Raw genomic sequence first — 21,051 nt, forward strand, 5'->3', positions numbered from 1 at the left:
AATCAGCAAATATACCATGTTATTTCTTAGTTTATGTTTAATATTGCCCAGTTCAGGGAAGGTAATAGGGTTTTAGCTGAGACGTTATTTTATCAGCAGGATATAATAAGTCAATAGTAAAAATATAGCAGCCGTTTACAGGCCCTCGCGTTTAATTTCATCTATTTCCTGCAGTATCCTGAAGTGCATGGGGGTATCGGTTTTTACCAGATCTTTTGCCCTGTTAAACTCCTTGAGCGCCCTGTCAGGGTCCAGGTTTATCTTGAAATATCTGGCAGAATAGAAGGCATCTCTGCCGGATTCTCCGCTTTTCCTGTATGCCATTGCAAGATAGAAATTGACCATATCGTCTGTTTCATCCAATCTGAGTGCGTCTTCAAGATGGGAAGTTGCCATTGCAAGATTATCGGAATCCATCTCTAAAATGCCCATGATGACGTGAGCAGGGGCATAATCTTTGTTTAAGGAAATACTTTTGAGTGCGGCTTCCCTGCTTTTAACGATGTCCTGTTGTTTTAGATAACAATATGCAAGGTCCGCATAATAGACATAATTTCCCTCATTAAACCCGATAGCCTTTAGATATCTGGGAATGGCATCACTGTATAGTCCTGCCTTCATGTAAACAATGCCGAGAAGATAGTTCGCCGTTTCATCCCTTCTTTCTTCAGGGATTTTCTCAATACCCATTGATTGCAGGAGGATAGACTCGTCTTTCAATGCTATATTACGGGACAGAAGTGATGCCTGCATGCGCGTCCATTTTTGGGCTGTATTAGTTTTGGAATCAGTGTCTGCTGCAGTGGATGCAGAGTCATGTGTCTTCATGAGAAAACTGGCAACCCGGTCTCGCCTTTCTTCAAGACCCGGGTGAGTAGATGCATAGGCAGGGACGGTCTGGGGATTAAATCTCTCATACCGGATCAAGCTGTCAAAGAAATTAAGGAGACTTTCTGATGAGTAACCTCCCTTTTCCAGATATCTCATTGCATAACTGTCAGCTTCCCTTTCATTTTCGCGACTAAACTGTAAACGTACGTCGAGATTGGCGGCTCCGGCAAGAGTAAGGGCAGCGGGGTTTCCTCCGCTCAAAAGGATTGCAGCAATAGTTGCAATATCCAGTGCCGCAATCTTCTTGTCGTCTTTAAAAAAGTGGCTCCTCTCCACATGTGCAATCTCATGGGCCAGGACGCCGGCAAGTTCACCCTCATCCCGGAGTTGAGGCAGAAGACCGTCAAAAACAAAAATATATCCACCTGGTATGGCAAATGCGTTAGGCTGGTTTTCCCTTACGACCAGGAAATGGTAGCTGTCAGGATTAGCCCCGATTTTACTGACAATACGGCGTCCGACACTATTGACTAAATTCACTACATCCGGGTCTTTAACGAACCGGTAATGTTGGAGCGCCTCTTTGACAAATGCCCTCCCCATCTCCTTGGAGGGAGGAGGTGATGCGTCCTTCCTTGCTGAAGGATAGGAGCTGCAGCCGAGAAGGAGGAGGGCCAGTACAACTGTTATGTAGAAGTTATTTTTTAATCCGAACATAGCTTTTCAAATCCCCCCTGACCCTCCCCTTTCTAAAGGGGGGTAACTAATATCCCCCTTTGAAAAAGGGGAGTGAGGGGGATTATTTTCATGTACATTTGTGAGCCCGCGGCTCATGACAGTTCACTTATATATGATTTTCACATCTACTACAATGATCCCGTCAGGATATGCAACTGCCGGGTTGAACTCTAATTCTACTATGTCAGGGAACAGTGTTGCAACCTCAGAGACCTTCACTATCGTATCAGCCAATATTCCCATGCCCACACCCCTGGCGCCTCTTATACCCCTGAGTATTTCATATCCCCTGATTGCTTCTATCATTCTCAATGCGCCATTATGAGTTATTGGCGCGATGTCAAAGACTGTGTCCTTTATAATTTCTGTAAATATTCCACCCAGTCCAAACATTACCACAGGGCCGAAGTCAGGGTCCTTTATCGAACCAATGATTACCTCAATGCCTGATGGTGCCATTTCTTGTACAACAACTCCGGTCAATGCCTCTTTTTGACTTCGTGCGAATATGAAATCCGGGTACTTGATGCTCATTGCATCTAACATGTCTTTACTATTGACCGGCTGAGGACCCTTGATCAAGCCCTTTATCAGCGGATATTCCCTTATATTCTCAGGGAAAGGTTCTGCCGGAATGTTTTTTAAAAGGGCTGCTGCTGACTTTACCATCCTGATGGGTGTAGGGAATACCGGTATTTTACTCTGCCTGAAAGTATTTTCCAATCTCTTGCCGTTTCCTGAAAATGGATTAAGTGATACAACTGGTTTAGCAATGTCCCTGACGGTATTCGTAATCAGTTTGCCCAGTTCCTGCGTAATTCCAGGGACTGTCATAAAAGGAATAAGGAGAGCCGCGTCATAGTGATTCAGGCATTCTTCAAGTACCATGACAAACTGTTTATCTGTAGAATTTCCTGTAAGGTCTATGGGATTTGATAGAGCATAATAGGGGGGCAATAATGACCTGAGGCGATCTTTAGTCTCTACTGGCAGGTCAGGCAGGAGCAGGCCCTCCTTATTACATAAATCTGCTGTCATTACCCCTATTCCGCCGGCATTTGTGACAATCAATACCCGTTTTCCAGTATGTGGTTTCTGCAGGGAAAAGGTCTTTAACAAGTCTATGAATTCCTCAAGGGTGTTTGCCTCATGAATACCGCTTCTCCTGAATGCCGCCTGAAATATCTCGTATCTCCCTGCCATTGAACCTGTGTGAGATCTGGACGCCTTTTTACCCGCCGGTTGTTGACCCAGTTTCAGGACGATCATTGGCTTGGTGCATCTTTGAGCTGCACTTATGAATCCTCTTCCATCTCCTATAGACTCAATGCATATACCAATAACGCCAGTCTCGTCATCATCACTCAAGTACTTGATCAACTCTGTTTCTCCAACATCAACCCTGTTTCCGTAACTCACAGCCTTGGAGACGCCAAGCCCCTCCTGTTCCAGCAGGATAAGGGTCGTCCCCAGTATGGAGCCGCTTTGTGATATTAATGATATGTTACCGGATTGAGGCCTCGGCACCCTGTCATAAGGCAGGAAAAAAGTGTCGAGCCCGGCAGAAGGATGAAAGATGCCGAGGCAATTAGGTCCGATAATACGTATACCTGCGTTGCCTGCAATTTCTTTTATTTCGCTCTGTATAACCTCTCCCCCCTCTGTTTCTGCGAAGCCGGCTGTAGCGATAATGATATGATGAATGCCTTTTCCTGCATGCTCCCTGAGTAGGGATGGGATAGTTGCTGTTGGTGTGATACAGACCGACAGTGATACATCATCAGGGATGTCAGATACAGAAGGGAAGCAAGGGACTCCGAGGATACTTGTATGATTAGGATTTACCGGATATATGATGCCCTTAAAAGCATGAAGCAGATTCTTTAAGATTATCCCGGATGGTTTAGTCACGTCCTGTGATGCACCTACAACTGCAATCGAACGTGGATAAAAAAATGGGTCGAGACCACACGATTGTTCCATCTTGACAACAGCATACAGTATCCATGAAATCTGTCAACCTTGTAAATGCGACCGCTTTACAACCATTCTCAGATGGGCTAATATAAAATAGTTTGATATATTGTCATATTACCAATAGCAATGCCTTCGACTGAAAGCGAAACATTTAAAGAAAGAATCCTCATAGTTGATGGCGATGAAATAGCGAGGGGATATCTTGAGACGCTTTTTTCATATCATGGGTATGAAATCCGGACAGTTAAAAGCGGGAAAGAAGCCCTTCATATCCTGTCAGAAGAATACTATCCGGTAGTAGTAGCTGATCTTAATATGCATGACATCAGTGGCATTCAGGTGCTGGATTACATCCAACAGAAGGAAATAATGACAGCGGTGCTGATAATCACAGCATATGGATCCCTGGAAACAGTGACAGAGGCCCTGCGTCATGGGGCATATGATTATCTGACCAAGCCTTTTACCTCCCAGATATTGATTCATCGTGTTTCAAGGGCCATGGAAAAAATACGTATGGAGATGACTGCAAGAGAAGTTACATCCCGGATTGTTTATGCGACTGAGGAGGAACGACTGCGCATTTCACGTGATCTGCACGATGAAGTAGGTCAGTCTCTTGCAATAATGAAGTTAACACTGATGACCATAAAAAATAAAATTCTTAACAACTCTTCAGAGGATATCATTTCAGAAATTCAGGGGCTGGCTCGTCAAGTAGAGGAAACTATGAATGAAGTGTCGAGGATATCAAAGAACCTTAGTCCATCCTATGTCGTCGAAGTCGGATTATCTCAGGCCCTGAGGTTGTATATAGAGACATTCACAAAAAAGACAGGAATACATGTTGATTCTTATCTCAGTGAAATTCACCGGTTTCAAAATTCCCAGAACGAGATACACTTGTATCGTATAGCTCAGGAAGCGCTGACAAACATTGCAAAACATTCCGGAGCAACAAGTGTCATGATAAGGTTGAGAAACGCAGGGGGTATTCTATATTTTTCTATAAGTGATAATGGCAAGGGGTTTAACCTTACGAAAAACGAGAGGGCAGCAGGCATGGGGTTTATCGGGATAAGAGAACGGGTTGCAATTTTAGGTGGTAATGTCTGGATAGAATCTGATCCTGGTTATGGCACAACTGTACGTACGGAGATACCATATGAGTGACTACGGACAACCGGCCTTGCGTGATAATGCAATTGATGTTCTGATCGCGGATGACCATGTCCTCTTCAGGCAGGGATTGAGACGCATCCTCGAGTCAGTGGAGTGGATTACCGTCGTGGGGGAAGCCTCTGATGGTAATGATGCCGTTAAAACAGCCCGTGAGATCAACCCGGATATAATCCTGATGGATGTTTCAATGCCGCACCTTAATGGATTAGAGGCTACTCAAAGGATAAAACGAATTCTGCCTGATACAAGGATTATTCTACTTACAATGCATGAAGATAATTTCCTCCAGGAAGACGGGAAAAAGATCGGGGCATCAGGGTATCTCTCAAAGAGGACTGTTGACAGAGAGCTGTTTGATGCCATAGATGTCGTTTCATCGGGAGGGAAATATTTTTGCGGCCTTTCTCAGATATCTACGGAGACCAGGAGTTTGCCAGCCGGGTCAGCCATATCATATGAATCACTCAGTGCCCGTGAAAAAGAGATACTTCGTCTTCTTGCAGGCGGAATGACGAATAAGGACATTTCTGAGAGTCTGTGTATTAGTATCAATACAGTGGAGACCCACCGTAAAAATATCATGAAGAAACTTAATCTTCATAACCTGAGTGACATTATCAAGTATACTATGGTGCAGGGCCTGCTCAGAAAGGCGTAACGCAAATATGACTATAAAGATTCGGCTTAAAGACAGAATTGATCCCGGTACACTGTTTGGAGGCGGTGATGTTTATCTGAGAATAATAGGGGAGAGCCTGGGTATCAAGGTTGTCGCCAGGGGTCATGAGATTATTCTGGATGGTCCCCAGGACAGGGTTAAGATCGGGGAAGAGGTAATTAAAAATCTCACAACCTTGATTGAAGAAGGTTATTCAGTAAAACCTGATGATGTTGATTATATTATCAGGCAGTCAGTAAAGGATGGCGAGTTTCAGCTCAAAGAGGTTTTTCAGGAGGCAGTTTCACTTCCGTCAAAACGTAAGCTGATTGTCCCAAAGTCACATATACAGTCAGAGTATGTGAAGGCAATAAGAGAAAATGACATTGTTATAGGAATAGGTCCTGCCGGAACCGGCAAGACCTATCTTGCTATGGCAATGGCTGTTTCTTCACTCCTCAAGAAAGAAGTTAACCGTATCATACTCGCGAGGCCGGCAGTGGAGGCAGGAGAAAAACTTGGGTTTCTGCCGGGTGATATGTATGAAAAGGTAAACCCTTATTTGAGGCCGCTTTATGACGCGCTATACGATATGATGGAGACTGAGAAGGTGAACCGGCTGATTGAGAGGGGCGATATAGAGATTGCCCCCCTTGCATTTATGCGGGGCAGGACGTTGAATGATTCGTTTATCATACTTGATGAGGCACAGAATTCAACTTCAGAGCAGATGAAGATGTTCCTGACAAGGCTCGGCTTTAACTCTCGGGTAGTGGTTACAGGGGATATTACTCAGGTTGATCTGCCTTCGGAGAAGGTCTCGGGTCTGATTGAGATACAAAATATTCTATCCGGAATAGAGGGAATAGAATTTGTGTACTTTTCTGAAAAGGATGTTGTCAGACATAAATTGGTCCAGGATATAATCAAGGCCTATGATATATTTATTTCCAGGAAGGGTAAATCTAAAAAGACGAAAAAGCAATGACTGCAGAAGTAACAAATCGTCAGAGGAAGTTCAAGGTTGACCGGCAAAGTATAATTAGTAATGCGGACAAAATTTTATTATTGTGCGGCTCGGGTAATACAGAGGTAAGCATACTCATTGTGAATAACGAGTTTATGAGAACCCTTAACAGGCAATACAGGGGAATTGATAAGACTACTGATGTGCTGTCATTTCTGCCCGCTCCTGTTACCTTTACTTATTCGGGAAGGTTGGCTGAAGATGGAAAACCTGTGAGGTTTCTTGGTGATATTGTAATATCTATGGAAAAGATATATGCGCAGGCGGCAGAACGTGGTCATTCCCCGGATAAGGAGTTTAAAATCATGCTGATCCATGGTATTTTACACCTGCTGGGATATGATCATGAGGTATCACGCGCGGAGGCTCAGAGGATGAGTCGGAAAGAAAAACTCATATTATCACGATTATAAAGTCTTCATGAAACCGAGGAACTTTTTTGAGAGCGCAAATGTTGCTGTAGAAGGAATTCTTTACGCGGCCAAGACCCAGAAGCATATGAGATATCATTTCTGGGTAGCAGGTGCTGTTATTATAGCAAGCCTCTTGCTGGGCGTCACGCGTATTGAGTTTCTGATATTGAGCTTCATAATTTTGTTAGTCCTTCTGTCTGAAATGTTTAATACGGCAATTGAGGCTATTGTTGACCTTGTATCACCGGAATATAATCAGCTTGCCAAGATTGCGAAAGATGTGGCTGCCGGTGCGGTCTTTTTGATCTCTGCCGGCGCTATCATTACAGGTTACCTGATCCTGTTCCCCTATGTGAAGCGGCCGCTTGCCGGAGGCCTAACTTATATAGAGGAGACTTCGGAACATCTTACAATAATAGTTTTAATCCTTGTAATTATCGCAGTGGTTCTTTCCAAGTCTCATTACAGGAGGGGGAGGCCTTTTCTTGGTGGATTGCCGAGTGGTCATGCCGCAGTCTCATTCGCCATTGGTACAGCAGTTGCCTTTTTAACAAAAAATGCATTAGTATCTGTACTTACGTTTATATTGTCATTTTCAGTAGCATATAGCAGGCTGGCTATGGGCATTCACACGACAGGTGAGGTTATTTGGGGGGCGGTGCTCGGCACCATAATTACAATAGCGATATTTCAGATTTTCGGATGAACCTGAATGAGTCATGGCACACAACCAGCAATGAGTGGAAAGCATTGAGCAATGAGAGGGCCGGATGAAATTTTTCTCTAAGATAGCAGACAAATTAAGCGGTAAACTTACACGGACCAAGGAAAAACTTGTCGGAACGATAGACACACTTCTTTCAGGTTTTAAGAAGGTTGATCCTCTCCTCCTGGAAGAATTGGAAGAGGTGTTGATAGCGGCGGATCTTGGTTCTGCCGTAGCCGGTAAACTGATTGAAAAAGTAAAAAAGGATAAGATAAATGACCCTGATGGTGTAAAAAAATCATTAAAAGAGGGTATGCTGTCAATACTGACAGAGCATGAAAGTCCGTTGAATCTCGATGTTGCTAAACCGGCCGTCATAGTAATAATCGGGGTAAATGGAACCGGCAAGACTACGACTATTGGAAAATTATCAGAAAAACTCAGAAGGGAAGGCAGGAGTGTAATTATTGCTGCAGCAGATACCTTCAGGGCCGCGGCAGCAGAACAGCTTGTCATATGGGGTGAAAGAAGCAGGGCATCAGTGGTAAGGCATTCAGACGGGGCAGATCCGGCGGCGGTGGTGTATGATGCACTTGTTTCAGCCAGGTCAAAGGGGTCTGACGTCCTTATTGTGGATACGGCAGGACGGCTTCACACAAAGGTGAACCTCATGGAGGAGCTGAAGAAGATCAGGAGGATCCTGGAGAGAGAGCATCCAGGCAGTCCACATGAGGTCCTGCTTGTTCTCGATGCAACAACAGGCCAGAATGCACTGTCCCAGGCGCGCCTCTTTAATAAAGACATAGGTGTTTCCGGTATAGTTTTAACTAAGCTTGATGGAACCGCAAAGGGAGGGATTATCCTCAGCATTACAGAAGATCTCAAGATTCCGGTGAAGATGATAGGCGTAGGGGAAGGAATTGAGGACCTGAAAGAATTCGATGCGAGGGAGTTTGTAGATGCCCTGTTTGACCAGACGTAAAAAAAAGAAATTAATTATCCCACCCCGTCGTCGGATACGGGGTGGGATTGTCTTCTATTTTCTAATTGCCCTGTTCTGAAAGCAGCTGATCTATTGCCTGCTCAAAAGACGAAAACGGTCTCGCACCGATTATTTTCTTTCCCACAATTTCTTTTTTTCCGCTCTGGGTCTTTCCTATGATAAATGATGGCGTGCCGCTTATCATTGCCTTCCTGCCATCCTCTAAATCCTTCGTTATCTCAGCAGCATGTTTTCCGCTGTCAAGACATGTATTAAACGAATCAGCATCTAATCCAATATCTCTGGCATATTGTCTGAGATCATCCAGTGTAAGGGCAGTCTGGTTATTGAATAATTTATCATGCATCTCCCAATACTTGCCCTTATCGCCGGCACAGTTGGCTGCCTCAGCTGCCTTCGATGCGTTTTTGTGGAAGTCGAGCGGGAAATCTCTGAAAACATATTTGACCTTACCGGTATCTATATATTTCTCAGTAAGTTCGTGGAGTGTGTTTTTTACAAACCTGCCGCAGAAGGGACACTGGTAATCAGAAAACTCTACGATGGTGACAGGTGCGTCTGCTTTACCCATAAATGGGTCATCATCTATACTGACTGTAAAGTCCTGAGTATCCTCAGAAGGTTGAGAAGGAGCTGCTGCAATTTTCGTCTTCAATGTTTCGACCTCTTTCTTTAAATCCTGCATGTCTTTTTTCAAGGACTTTATTTCATTCTCAAGATTGGTCTTTGAACTATCGGCAGCATTAGCGGAGTGTATCAGAGGCAGCATCAGGAACAAAAAAAGCACGACAAACAATAAACCTTTTTTCATATTAGTCTCCTTGTTATTAAATATATCATCCCTGTTTACACTGCAAATGGGCGTTGTTCAGGGTAAACAGTATTAGTGGTGTTGAAAGTCGAATATACCCGAATAACACTCAAGCAGGCCGCTGTTTATAACAACAGATATTATTTCAGGGTCGAACTGCTTTCCTGCCAGGAGTGTTAATTCTTCTTTTACTTGATCAAGCGGCATTGCCGGTCTGTAAGGCCTGTCGCAAAGCATGGCATCAACGGCATCAGCAACGGCAACTATCCTTGCACTCAGCGGGATTGAAGACCCCTTGATACCTTCAGGGAATCCCGATCCGTCGAACCGCTCATGGTGACACAAGATTATCGGTTTCATATCCTGGAGGAAGTCAACTGACTTTATTATCTTAGCCCCAATCATTGGATGTTTCTTTATTTCATCGAATTCACTGGAATCTAACGAACCCGGTTTTTTCAGGATGTATCCCTCTACACCGATCTTTCCAATGTCATGAATAAGCGCCGCCTGTTCCAAACTTAATATCTTGTCATGTTGAAAACAGGTCTTTTCAGCCAGAAACGCAGAAAACCTTGCGACCCTCTCAGAGTGTCCTCTTGTGTACTGGTCTTTGGCGTCTATAGTTGCGAGCAATGCCTTTACTGTGCTCGCATAATGACTTTCAATATTGCGTCTTGCGTCATCCACCTTCCTTGATAATTCAGAAGTCGCTATGTGCAGGCGCTCAATCTCGAGCCTGGTCTTTAGCAGCTCCCTTCTTTTTGCAACTCCTTTTTCCACTATTTCTATTACATCCTTGTGGTCAAAAGGTTTAATAAGATAGTCCAGTGCGCCAAAGCGGAGGGCATTCTTTGCCGTATCTACGCTTGCATATGCCGTCATCAGGATAACTTCAATATCTGGTTTTCTTTCCTTAATCTTCTTCAGAAGCTGTAAGCCATCCATGCCGGCCATTTTAATGTCAATGATCGCTACATAGAAATCATTATTGTTGATGCACTCTAAAGCATTGTTGCCATCTTCCGCTGTAATAACTTCATGCTTGTTTTTCAGAATCATACGGAGAGCTTCTCGTGGACCAACCATATCGTCAACCACGAGTATGCTGCAATTTTCCTCCATTCAATCCTCCTGTTTTTTGTCTGTTAGATTTGAAGGCAGAATAACTGTTATTGCAGTACCCTGATTCGGCACGCTGCTAACCGTAATCTTTCCTCCATGTCCTTCAATGATCTTCTTGCTTAATGGAAGACCTAAACCTACCCCCTTTTCAGGAGTAGTATAAAAAGGATCAAATATCTTATCCAGGTCTTCCGGAGGTATGCCTCTCCCCGTATCTTTAATTATGATGCTGCATGCTTCATTTTCCTCAATCCAGTCAACATCTATTGTCAAGGACCCTCCCGATGTCATGGCATTTAGCGAATTCTGTATAAGATGGGAAAAAGCCTTTACCAACTGAACCTTGTCTGCCTGGAGGTTTATTATATCACGCTTGTAGTTTCTTATGATACGAAATTCAGATTGTTTTATGTTCCTGGTTACGGCCAAAATACTGTCATCCAGTACCTTGGCAATGTCCACCATGTTAAATTTATACTCTATAGGATGAGTAAATGCAATCAATTTTTCTACAAGGCCGTTTAATTTCTCTACCTCTCCCGTTACGGTTGTAAAGAAAAAATCTTTGAATTCCGGGTCATTGTATCGCTCTTTCATCAATTGAGTAAATGTCCTGATAGATACAAGGGGGTTTCTCAATTCGTGGGACATCCTTCCGACCAACTCATTAAATATCCTGGGGGAGTCATCAGTTTTCTCTTCATTAATTTCCTTCCTCTTCTCAGATTCTATTTGCTCGAGTATCTTTTGAATAGATTCTTTTTGGGCGCATATACTCTGGTAGTGATAAATGTCACGTATCGCCTTCCCAAGATATGTGGCAAGTATAAATATCCGCTCAAGTTCTGTATTGGTAAAAGGCATGCCGGTTATCTTGTTGTCAAGATTCAACATTCCCAGAAGTTTACCTTCGTTTACTATAGGAATAGCAACAGCAGCGTGCAGCATTTTCATCTCCCGCAAAGCGCTGTTCAGGATATTCTGCTGCTCTGAATGTTCAGGATCTGAAGTGTTTCTCTTCAATATCCTGCCGCTTGCCGAAAGCCACAGGACAATGGAACTTTCATATGAGAGGTGCAGTTTTGAGGCGAAATCAGATGACAGCCCCCTTGAACACCTTATCCTGAAAACATCTTCTTTCATTTCTGACAACAGGATGGAGGCACGGCCGACCCCGGTGGTATCCAAAAGGGTATCAACAAACATATTAAGCATCTTATCAAGATCGAAGTTATTTAAGGTGAAGGTCTTGGACAGTTCAATGGCCTTCTCAAGATGTTTCAAAGACGATTGAATAGTATCTTCGGCAGGCTGATGCTGATACCGTAAACGATTGGAGGTATGACACAGGTTCCTGACGTTATCTAATATATTATGCCTTTCTCTAATCTTTCTAAGTGTAGCCCTCACTCCGGTTTGTGATAAAGGTGTATAAATTATTTCATCAAATGTGTTGTAATATTTGTCCAGTTCTTCCTCGGGCAGGTTGAAAGGAACAATGCCTATCAACCGGGTATCAGATGAAGACCTGTATTTTCCTGTAAATTCTTGAATATTATCTGATATTGCAACATCCACTGCTATAACTGAAATATGCTCTTCCTGAAGAAGGAGGGAGCCTTTTTTAATGCTGTCAGCGGTTAGTATTATATCAGTATCTGAAAGGGCTGACTGGAAACTGTTTATCAGGTCTGCAGATGAAGTTATGAGCAATAGCAATTCCATGATGAATGACTCCTAAGTTGAATTATTAACAGGCAGTTCTACTGTAACGGTTGTCCCCAGCCTATCTATACTGTCTAAAAAGATCTTTCCCCCATGAATTGAGATTATCCTTTTACAAGTCGACAGACCAAGCCCGGTTCCTTTGTCTTTTGTAGTAAAGAAGGGTTCAAATACATGCTGCATGGTATCTTTATCAATGCCTGTGCCTGTGTCTGTTATCTTTATGAATACTGTTTTATTCCCATCGCAATCATTCCCAACAGTAACATCTACCGAAATCCCACCTCCTTTTTTCATAGCCTCGTGGCTATTGAGAAAGATATTAAGGAGAAGTTGCTTTAATTTAGCCCTGTCTCCATATATGGCAGGTACAGGTGAGGGATAATGCCTGGTAACCAATATTCCGCATTCCCTGAACCTTGCAGAGAGAAGGGCGATAACCTCGTCTATCAGACCCTGTATATCGAGCAGGGAGAAAATTGGTTCTGATGTTTTTGCAAAATTCAGCAAGTCGGATACTATATTGTCTATCCTGTCTATCTCGCTTATAGCTACATTGGTGAACTGATATCTGAATTCCTGATCATCATACCTTTCCGGAAGGAGTTGAGCCAGCGTCTTTATAGAGACGAGAGGGTTCTTAATTTCATGAGCAAGCCCTGCTGCGACATATCCGAGTGATGCCAGTCTTTCTGCCTCTTCTTTCTTTAAAAGCAGATCATCATAATGAGACTTCATCCCTTCGATCTCCTTCAGGATATTTAATCTCGAAAGGACAGACGACAGACAGTGTGACAGGATAGAGTAACACTGGGTGCTGCTGTCGTTGTGAAACAACAGCGCTGCATTAATTGTCCCATCAACATTGATCGGCATTATAGAGTTTATCGTCCTGCGTAGTTCAATAGGAAGTAAGTTGGTCAATTCGGAATTGATATTAAAAGTCCCCCTGCGGTTTATATCTGTTAAAAGGTTAGAAGGTACGGACATGTTGTGACACGTCTCAACAATCTTCCACTGGTCTTCCCCGGTCCGCTTGATTATGTAACCGGCCGTGGTTTTTGAAATGGCCATGCACATATTAAGTGCGTTTCCCAGTACCTGATCTTCTGTTTTCAGTGAAATAAGCCCTTCAATGCCATTCCTGAGTATTGACAGTAGTTCATCACTATCTCTATACACTTCCAAAGATCACCACCTTGTTCTTTCCCTGACTCTTTGCCCTGTAAAGGGCCCTGTCAGCATTATTGACAAGCTCTTCTGCAACAGAGGCATCTTCCGGAAATGATGCAATTCCAAGACTTACCGTAATATTGATTGTTGCACCAGTGTCCCTTACATGAGTTATAGTGCTTTCAACCTCGGCCCGGATACGCTCTGCGATAATACTTGTGCCGCTTTTGTCAGTCGTTGGGAGGATTATTGCAAACTCCTCCCCGCCATATCGTGCTGCGATGTCAATTATCCTAACACATCTCCTTATTACACTGGTAGTGGTCTTTAATATTTCATCTCCGAATAAATGTCCATAGGAGTCATTAAGGCTTTTAAAATTATCAATGTCGAGGATGATCAGGGAAAAAGGCTGTTTATGACGCCTCGAGCGTTCGAATTCTTCTGAAAGTCTTTCTTCGAAATATCTCCTGTTGAGGAGACCTGTAAGGGAGTCTGTAATGGATATCTTGCGTAAGTCAATAGAGCTCTGATAATAAAATCTGCGCTCAACTGCGGCAGCAGAATACAGGGCTATTGCCTCAAGCAGTTTTATGTCATTTTCTGAAAAACCGGTGCCGTCTCTCTTGTCGGCCAGGTTTAATACCCCGATGCCTTTATTCCGTATCATAAGAGGGAGACTAATAAACGATTTGGTCTTGTAGCGGAGACGGTTAGGCCGTGAGACCCTTTTGTCCTCTTCTATGTTGCTTATTGCCATTGGTACCCCTGTTTGCAATACTCTTCCCGCTATTCCCTCTCCGGGTCTTATCCTGATATGACTCAGAATTGCAAAGTTTAGTCCTTTGGTTGACCTGACTTCAATCTGGTGTGTCTCCTCATTAAGCAGCATTAATGAACCCTGTTCTGCCCCGACCACCTCTGCGGATTTTTCCACTATATTGGTGAAGAGGTCACTGGAATCAGTACACGATGCAATAGCGTAGAGGGCCTGTAATGATGCGAGGACCCTGTTTCCAACATCTGAGCGGGCTGACGCAAGGATGTGCTTACCCAAAACTGTTGATATGCACTGGCAGAACATCTTCAGAAGCTCTTCGTCCTGAGCCGTTATCCGGGTATTGAATATTATTATCAAACCGTCAACTCTGTTACCTATAATGACCGGAAATATCTTAATGGATGTAAATGTATCGGGAAAGCCTGCCTCAGGCATCTCAAACACCTCTGACGATGACATCACATCCTTTCTGATAACAACCTCGTTAACCATGTGGTTAGATTCATTTACCCTGAATCCTGTCAGAAATTCCATGTCATACCCGAACACAGCTTCAGTTGAAAAATAATCACTGTCGTCTTCTCTAATCATAAGCATTGCAGTTTTTACGTTGAATAATACACCAATTGTATTAAGTACAGTTTCATAAAATGCCTTTTCGTCCATCAAGATACCTGGCGAAGTGGCAATCCTGATTATAGTGTTTATACGGGCAATATCATGTTCCATTCTGGCCTGGCGGCTGCTGCTCTGAAGCATTTGGTTCACTACTTTTTTTAGTGCATCGGCAGAGGATTTGAATACAGCTATATTTTTTGTTGAAATCCCTTTGACGACATCAGAAATGCTGTCATCATCAATCCCCAGTGTATCCGCAACTTTTCTGTAAGCAACCAGGTCATCATAAGAGGTTAATATTCTTCCCCCAAGGATATAACGTGTGTCCCCATTTCCCATGTTTTGTGAGACGGGTATAGCTACATTATTCAGGTGGGCATAACATTTAAAGTATACAGGTTCCTTCCTTTTATGGGCTTCTGTTAGAGGCGCCGAGCAATCCCTCTCACAGTAGAGCTTTCCGTTAGGGTCTTCCTGCAGTAGTTTGCACAACCTCGATTCGTCCCTTTGTCCGGCCATGTATCTATCCTCTTTACAAAATAGTAAGGTGAGATCTGCAAGTTTGGCAAGAATCCCTGTCCACTCAGAAGTTAGTTCTCCGATGAAATTATTATTGTCCATTTGCCTCTTTGTAAAATGAGAAATATTATCAGAACATTGCAGAGGTTTCCAACCCCGTTAATAATACGTTAACAACGTATAGTATAGCAAAATTAGTGCCATAATTTTGACACACGTGTTAGTTGACAAGTAAATATTAAATGGCTTAGAGTACTTGAAAGGGCATTGATTAGAGACAACGCCTGTTTGTTGGTAACCATATCATAATATAAATATGTGTTGCCCCCTATTTAATGAACCTGGAGGATATTAGATGTTAAAGAATGATAATTTCTTAAAGGCCTGTAGGATGGAGCCAGTTGATTTTACACCTGTGTGGATAATGAGGCAGGCAGGCCGCTATATGAAGGAATACCGTGACATAAGAAAGAGGGTAGATTTTCTTACAATGTGTAAGACCCCTGATCTTGCTGCAGAGGTTACCATGCTGCCTGTGGATATTCTTGGCGTGGATGCAGCCATACTTTTTTCTGACATTTTGATACCTGTTGAGGCAATGGGAATCGGGGTTACTTTTACAGACAAGAGAGGACCCGTTCTGTCGAACCCAGTAAGGTCAGAAGATGGGCTGGAAAAACTCCTGGTGCCTGATGATATTAAATCAGGGGAATTGATGCCATTTATCCCGCAGGCAATCAGACTAATCCTTCAGGAACTTGGAGGGCGGGTTCCCCTGATAGGTTTCTCAGGGTCACCCTTTACCCTGGCAACTTATATGATTGAGGGTGAGACCTCAAGAAATTTCACATGGATTAAACGTATGATGTACGAAAACCCGATACTCTTGCACAAAATACTTGATAAGATAACAGATACCGTAATCAGCTACCTTGACATGCAAATAAATGCCGGGGTTCACGCAGTTCAGTTGTTTGATACCTGGGCCGGATGGCTCGCACCTGATGATTACAGGGAATTCGCCCTTCCTTATGCAGAAAGGGTGATCAAGGGGATTGATAAAAAAGGGGTACCTATAATCTATTTTGCAAATGGTGTCAGCGGGATTCTTGAAAATATGGTTGCCTCAGGAGCCGATGTAGTCGGTCTTGACTGGAGGATAGACATGGCAGATGCGGTGAGGAGGAGCGGCAGGAGTGTAGCCCTTCAGGGTAATTTAGACCCATGTGTACTTTATGGACAACCATCCGTTATAAGAAAGTATTCAAAGGCTATAATTGATAAATATGGAGAAGAGCCTGGGCATATATTCAACCTTGGACATGGCATCCTGCCCGACATTCCGGTTGATCATGCAAAGGCGTTGGTTGATATAGTCCATGAAGAAAGCAGTTGTCGCTGAAAAATAGGGGCATTTTTAGCGTCAACTCATGACGACTTGGTAAAAGGTCCCTGTTGCTGCCCTGGACTTGTTTCAGGGTCTAAGAGAGTTAATCCACGTATAATTTTATGTAATTTGTGTGTATGGGAAATAAGACTGAAATAAAAGTAGACATTAACACCCTCCTGAAGTATGACAAGGCTGGCCCTCGCTATACGAGTTATCCTACGGCACCTGTCTGGAATGAGGAGTTTGGTCCGGAAAAGTTCAGGGATAAGCTTATTGAAACGAACAGGGAAGACAGCACCTCTCCTTTGTCATTATATTTTCATATCCCATTCTGCCACTCACTCTGCTTCTATTGCGGATGCAATTCAATCATTACGAGGAAAAAAGGACATGCCGGGGAGTATATCTCGCATCTTAAGAGGGAGATGGAAAATATATCGCGCCTTGTCAATCGGGATAGAAGAGTCGTTCAGCTTCACTGGGGCGGAGGCAGCCCTGACTTTCTGAGTCCTTCAGAGATGATGGAATTGTATGGATATATAGCAGAAAACTTTACAATTGATGCTGATGCAGAGGCAGGGGTTGAACTCGATCCGCGTGAGACCACGTTTGAGCATGTGAATACATTGAAAGGGCTTGGCTTCAACCGTATCAGCATGGGTATTCAGGATTTCAACCCAAGGGTACAGGAGGCTGTTAACAGGATACAGAGTGAAGAGACATCAGAAATAATGGTCAAGTGGTGCAGGGATCTCGGATTTGAAAGTATTAATGTAGACTTGATTTATGGACTTCCATTCCAGACTGCATTTTCATTTTCTGAGACGGTTGACAAGGTCATCGCCATAAATCCTGAAAGAATAGCGGTATTTAATTATGCCCACGTCCCTTGGATGAAGAAGAGTCAGAAGATGATACATGAGGAAGACCTTCCTAAAGGGAGGGAAAAACTCGAGATACTCAAGATGGTCATAGAGAAATTTACAGGTGCAGGATATGTCTATATAGGCATGGATCATTTTGCCAAGCCAGACGACGAGTTATGCATTGCGCAGAGGGATAAGACACTGTACAGGAATTTTCAGGGCTATACAACAAAGGCCGGATGCGACCTCCTCGGTTTTGGTATGACTTCGATAAGTATGGTCGGTAATTGCTATGCACAGAACCTCAAGGCAATTAAAGAGTATTACACTGCCGTCAATGCCGGAATAATGGCAACTCACAGGGGCTATGAGCTGACAGATGATGACCTCCTGAGGAGATATGTTATTACCAGGTTGATGTGTGACTTTGAACTGAGAAAGCATGCTGTCGAAGATAAATACGGAATCAAATTCAATGACTACTTTAGCAATGAATTAAAGAGACTTGAGGCATTTCAGGCAGATGGATTATTGAGACTGAGTCCCGACAGGATAGAAATATCAGACTCCGGACGCATCCTCATCAGAAATATCGCAATGATATTCGATGCGCATCTTAACGCACCTGGCAGAGAGATGAAATTCTCACGGACGATATGACTGGCCGCGTACCCACTACAGCAGTCCTTTTGATAAATATGGGCGGTCCTGACTCCCTTGAGGCTGTTGAACCATTCCTGTATAACCTTTTTTCCGACCCTGATATCATGGGCTACAACAAGGCGTTAGCCCCCCTGACAAAGGTCCTGGCCAGATACATTGCGCGGAAAAGGGCCCCGAAGGCAAAAAAATATTACAGTTTGATCGGGGGTAAATCACCTATTGTGAAACTTACCATGCAGCAGGGAAAGGCGCTTGAAGAGGCGCTTCAGGAACATGGAAATATCTGGGTCTTTGTTTCCATGCGCTACTGTCACCCGACGATAGAAGAGGCCGTTACGGATATGCTTGAATTTCCATTGACGAAACTAATAGTGCTGCCGCTGTACCCACAATATTCGGTTACAACCACCGGATCTGGATTCAATGAGTTTAAACGGGTTTTAAAAGGGATAGGCACTCCTACTATCGAAATTCGTTATATCAATGACTGGTATGATAACCCCTCATATATAGATGCCGTGTGTGAGACTATAGAGAATACTGCCGCTTTACATAAGCTTGATATCCATAAGATACCAATCGTTTTTAGCGCACATGGTTTACCAATGAAATTTATCAGACGAGGTGACCCGTATGCCAAACAGGTAGAAAAGAGTGTTGAGCTGGTAACCGGGAAGCTTGGGAACCTGAAGAATTGCCATCTCTCATATCAGAGCCGAGTGGGGCCATTGAAATGGCTTGGGCCATCAACTGATGAAGTATTGCAAAGGCTCGGGAAGGACGGGATAAAAGATGTTGTTTTAGCACCTATAAGCTTCGTGTCTGACCATGTTGAGACCCTTTATGAGATGGATATCCTTTATAAGGAAAAGGCAAGGGACTACGGGATCACAAACTTCTACAGGGTACCAGCCCTGAATGACTCTCCAATGTTGATTGATGCATTGAAGGAAATGGTACTTACAGCATGTATTCCCCCATCAAACCCATTTTTCTGACAAGGATTAGGAAATCCCCCTTAATCCCCCTTTTTCAAAGGGGGAAATTCGTTTTTCCCCCCTTTAGTAAAGGGGGGTGAGGGGGGATTTGAAAGGCTATTTTCAAGTGGGAAAAATTATTATCATAGGCGGCGGCATATCAGGGTTGACAACAGCCTACCGGCTGCACAAAAGCGGCCACGATGTTACTGTGCTGGAGAAAGAGCACAGGGCTGGCGGCTCTATCCGCACAGTTAAGGATAAAGGCTATCTGATAGAATGCGGCCCCAACTCTACGCTCGATCTATACCCGGAGGCGGACGATCTCTGTGACTCTCTCGGTCTCAGTGCAGAGAAGATTTTTGGTAATGAGAGCGCAAAAAACCGTTATGTAGTAAGGGATGGCAGGTTGAGACCTTTACCAATGGGGCCTCTCCAGTTCCTGTCCACAGACCTCTGGACCCTAAATGGAAAACTACGTCTTATGTGCGAGCCGTTCATCAGTAAGTTTAATGGCGCCCGGGAAGAATCAATTGCAGAGTTTGTCATAAGGAGGACAGGACAGGAGTTTCTGGATTATGCCATTGACCCGTTTGTTACAGGAGTCTTTGCCGGCGACCCTTATCAGCTTTCTTTCAAGAGTTGTTTCCCGAAGATGTATGCATTAGAAAAGGACTACGGCGGGCTCGTGAAGGGCGCATTATTCGGAAGAAAAAAGAAGGGTGAACCTAAACGTAAGATGAGGTTGTTTTCTTTCAGGGATGGCCTTGAGACACTGCCTGCTGCAATACACAAGTCGCTTGGAGACCGGTTTATCGGTGGATGCAATGTGCTTTCAGTTAGAAAGACGGATAATGGATTCGAAGTTATCGCTGAAGAATCATCGCTCGCTTCCGGGACGAGCAGAGCCGCGGCCGCTGCAAAAGGACGAGCGCCAGCACCGGAAACAGAATTTAATTCTGTCCCCAAATTCCCCTTCCCCTCAGGGGGAGGGATAGGGAGAGGGTGGGTCTTTACAGCCGACACAGTTGTAATTGCTACCCCGGCATATGTGACTGCAAGGTTACTCCAGCCTATTTCAGAGTTTATTTCGGCCCATCTAATGCAAATAAAACATGTTCCTATAGTTATAATCTTTACAGGCTTTGAAAGAAAGCATATCAGTCATAAGCTCGATGGCTTCGGCTGTCTTATACCCCGGAAAGAATCACGGGCACGCGGCTACAATATCCTCGGAAGTATCTGGAGCTCTGCAATATTCCGGGGACGAGCGCCTGAGGGGAAGGCCGCATTAACAACAATGCTTGGCGGGGCAAGGAACAGTGAAATACTGAAGCACAGTGATAAAGAGCTTTTAGAGATGACTCTGCGAGATCTAAGGTTTATCCTTGGGATAGATGATAAACCCGATTTTGTTCGCATAATACGTCACACTAAGGCAATCCCTCAATACAATGTCGGGCATCAGGCTCACATAGAGGAGGTTCTGGAAAATCTAAAGGGTATTCCGGGACTTTACCTGGCAGGAAACTATATTAACGGGGTATCAGTCGGACACTGCATAGCAGAGGCTGCTAAACTTGCTTCCCGCTTGACACTGTTATGACCGTCTTCACATTGCCCCGGGGATTCCAGTCGCCGACTACCAAAATCCTGCGAGGTTCCAGAAGGGTCTTTAAATCATCATATATCTTATTAGTAGCAGACTCATGGGAGATATACTGATCACGGTACTTGTTCAGGCATAGCTTTAGTGAACGCAACTCTACTATGTACTTGTCAGGTACATATGTAATCTTAATTATTGCATAGTCAGGATAGCCAGAGCGCGGACAGAGGCATGAGAATTCAGGAAATGAGATGTCAAT

18 protein-coding genes are annotated in these 21,051 nt (G+C 43.8%); 10 read left to right on the plus strand and 8 right to left on the minus strand.

Annotation, left to right across the window (positions count from 1 at the left end; all coding sequences use genetic code 11):
• Nucleotides 1–135 precede the first annotated feature (135 nt).
• Both IT392_12295 and IT392_12300 read right to left on the minus strand, forming a co-directional pair.
• Nucleotides 136–1,548: a M48 family metalloprotease gene (locus IT392_12295; protein ID MCC6545255.1), complete on the minus strand. Its 1,413-nt coding sequence runs from the start codon at nt 1,546–1,548 to the stop codon at nt 136–138.
• Between the two features lie 123 nt (nt 1,549–1,671).
• Entirely contained in the window at nt 1,672–3,552 is a 1,881-nt protein-coding gene (locus IT392_12300) for an acetate--CoA ligase family protein (protein MCC6545256.1), read from the minus strand.
• Between the two features lie 120 nt (nt 3,553–3,672).
• On the opposite strand from IT392_12300, the gene IT392_12305 reads away from it, so the two are divergent.
• The 6 genes from IT392_12305 to ftsY all read left to right on the plus strand — a co-directional run bounded on the left by IT392_12305 (nt 3,673) and on the right by ftsY (nt 8,514).
• Nucleotides 3,673–4,719 (plus strand): response regulator, encoded by a 1,047-nt coding sequence (locus tag IT392_12305; protein ID MCC6545257.1) that lies wholly within the window; start codon nt 3,673–3,675, stop codon nt 4,717–4,719.
• Complete coding sequence (locus IT392_12310) at nt 4,712–5,386, plus strand: response regulator transcription factor (protein ID MCC6545258.1); 675 nt, start codon at nt 4,712–4,714, stop codon at nt 5,384–5,386. The genes IT392_12305 and IT392_12310 overlap by 8 nt, the downstream gene beginning before the upstream one ends.
• A 7-nt stretch (nt 5,387–5,393) precedes the next feature.
• Nucleotides 5,394–6,374, plus strand: a complete 981-nt coding sequence (locus IT392_12315) for a PhoH family protein (GenBank protein MCC6545259.1) — start codon at nt 5,394–5,396, stop codon at nt 6,372–6,374.
• Complete coding sequence (gene ybeY, locus IT392_12320; GenBank protein ID MCC6545260.1) at nt 6,371–6,826, plus strand: rRNA maturation RNase YbeY; 456 nt, start codon at nt 6,371–6,373, stop codon at nt 6,824–6,826. Before IT392_12315 ends, ybeY begins: the two co-directional genes overlap by 4 nt.
• Nucleotides 6,827–6,833: 7 nt before the next feature.
• A complete protein-coding gene (locus IT392_12325; GenBank protein ID MCC6545261.1) occupies nt 6,834–7,532 on the plus strand; it encodes a diacylglycerol kinase in 699 nt (232 codons plus the stop codon).
• A 64-nt stretch (nt 7,533–7,596) separates the two neighbouring features.
• Nucleotides 7,597–8,514 carry a signal recognition particle-docking protein FtsY gene (gene ftsY, locus IT392_12330; protein ID MCC6545262.1) on the plus strand — a complete coding sequence of 306 codons (918 nt, stop codon included), beginning with the start codon at nt 7,597–7,599 and terminating at the stop codon, nt 8,512–8,514.
• 61 nt (nt 8,515–8,575) lie between these two features.
• Here ftsY and IT392_12335 read toward each other — a convergent pair whose 3' ends face one another.
• From IT392_12335 to IT392_12355, 5 genes are all read right to left on the minus strand, one after another.
• A complete protein-coding gene (locus tag IT392_12335) occupies nt 8,576–9,346 on the minus strand; it encodes a thioredoxin domain-containing protein (protein MCC6545263.1) in 771 nt (256 codons plus the stop codon).
• A 72-nt stretch (nt 9,347–9,418) separates the two neighbouring features.
• The gene (locus tag IT392_12340; GenBank protein MCC6545264.1) at nt 9,419–10,471 is read right to left on the minus strand and encodes a response regulator; all 1,053 of its coding nucleotides are present in this window, start codon (nt 10,469–10,471) and stop codon (nt 9,419–9,421) included.
• The gene (locus IT392_12345; protein MCC6545265.1) at nt 10,472–12,196 is read right to left on the minus strand and encodes a GAF domain-containing protein; all 1,725 of its coding nucleotides are present in this window, start codon (nt 12,194–12,196) and stop codon (nt 10,472–10,474) included.
• A gap of 12 nt (nt 12,197–12,208) precedes the next feature.
• Nucleotides 12,209–12,745 carry a hypothetical protein gene (locus IT392_12350; protein ID MCC6545266.1) on the minus strand — a complete coding sequence of 179 codons (537 nt, stop codon included), beginning with the start codon at nt 12,743–12,745 and terminating at the stop codon, nt 12,209–12,211.
• A gap of 625 nt (nt 12,746–13,370) precedes the next feature.
• The gene (locus IT392_12355; protein ID MCC6545267.1) at nt 13,371–15,389 is read right to left on the minus strand and encodes a diguanylate cyclase; all 2,019 of its coding nucleotides are present in this window, start codon (nt 15,387–15,389) and stop codon (nt 13,371–13,373) included.
• Nucleotides 15,390–15,642: 253 nt separating this feature from the next.
• Here IT392_12355 and hemE point away from each other — a divergent pair, with 253 nt between their 5' ends.
• The 4 genes from hemE to hemG all read left to right on the plus strand — a co-directional run bounded on the left by hemE (nt 15,643) and on the right by hemG (nt 20,789).
• Nucleotides 15,643–16,689, plus strand: coding sequence for a uroporphyrinogen decarboxylase (hemE, locus tag IT392_12360; protein MCC6545268.1), 1,047 nt, complete (start codon nt 15,643–15,645; stop codon nt 16,687–16,689).
• A gap of 122 nt (nt 16,690–16,811) precedes the next feature.
• Entirely contained in the window at nt 16,812–18,203 is a 1,392-nt protein-coding gene (gene hemN, locus IT392_12365) for an oxygen-independent coproporphyrinogen III oxidase (protein ID MCC6545269.1), read from the plus strand.
• On the plus strand, nt 18,200–19,204 hold the full coding sequence (hemH, locus tag IT392_12370) for a ferrochelatase (GenBank protein MCC6545270.1): 1,005 nt from the start codon (nt 18,200–18,202) through the stop codon (nt 19,202–19,204). Before hemN ends, hemH begins: the two co-directional genes overlap by 4 nt.
• 106 nt (nt 19,205–19,310) lie before the next feature.
• Entirely contained in the window at nt 19,311–20,789 is a 1,479-nt protein-coding gene (gene hemG / locus IT392_12375) for a protoporphyrinogen oxidase (GenBank protein ID MCC6545271.1), read from the plus strand.
• Here the strand turns inward: hemG and queF are convergent.
• Nucleotides 20,758–21,051: preQ(1) synthase (queF, locus tag IT392_12380; protein MCC6545272.1), on the minus strand; the 294-nt coding region annotated here is incomplete at its 5' end. The genes hemG and queF overlap by 32 nt on opposite strands.

It is taken from the genome of Nitrospirota bacterium, from assembly GCA_020846775.1.
Lineage (GTDB): Bacteria > Nitrospirota > 9FT-COMBO-42-15 > HDB-SIOI813 > HDB-SIOI813 > RBG-16-43-11.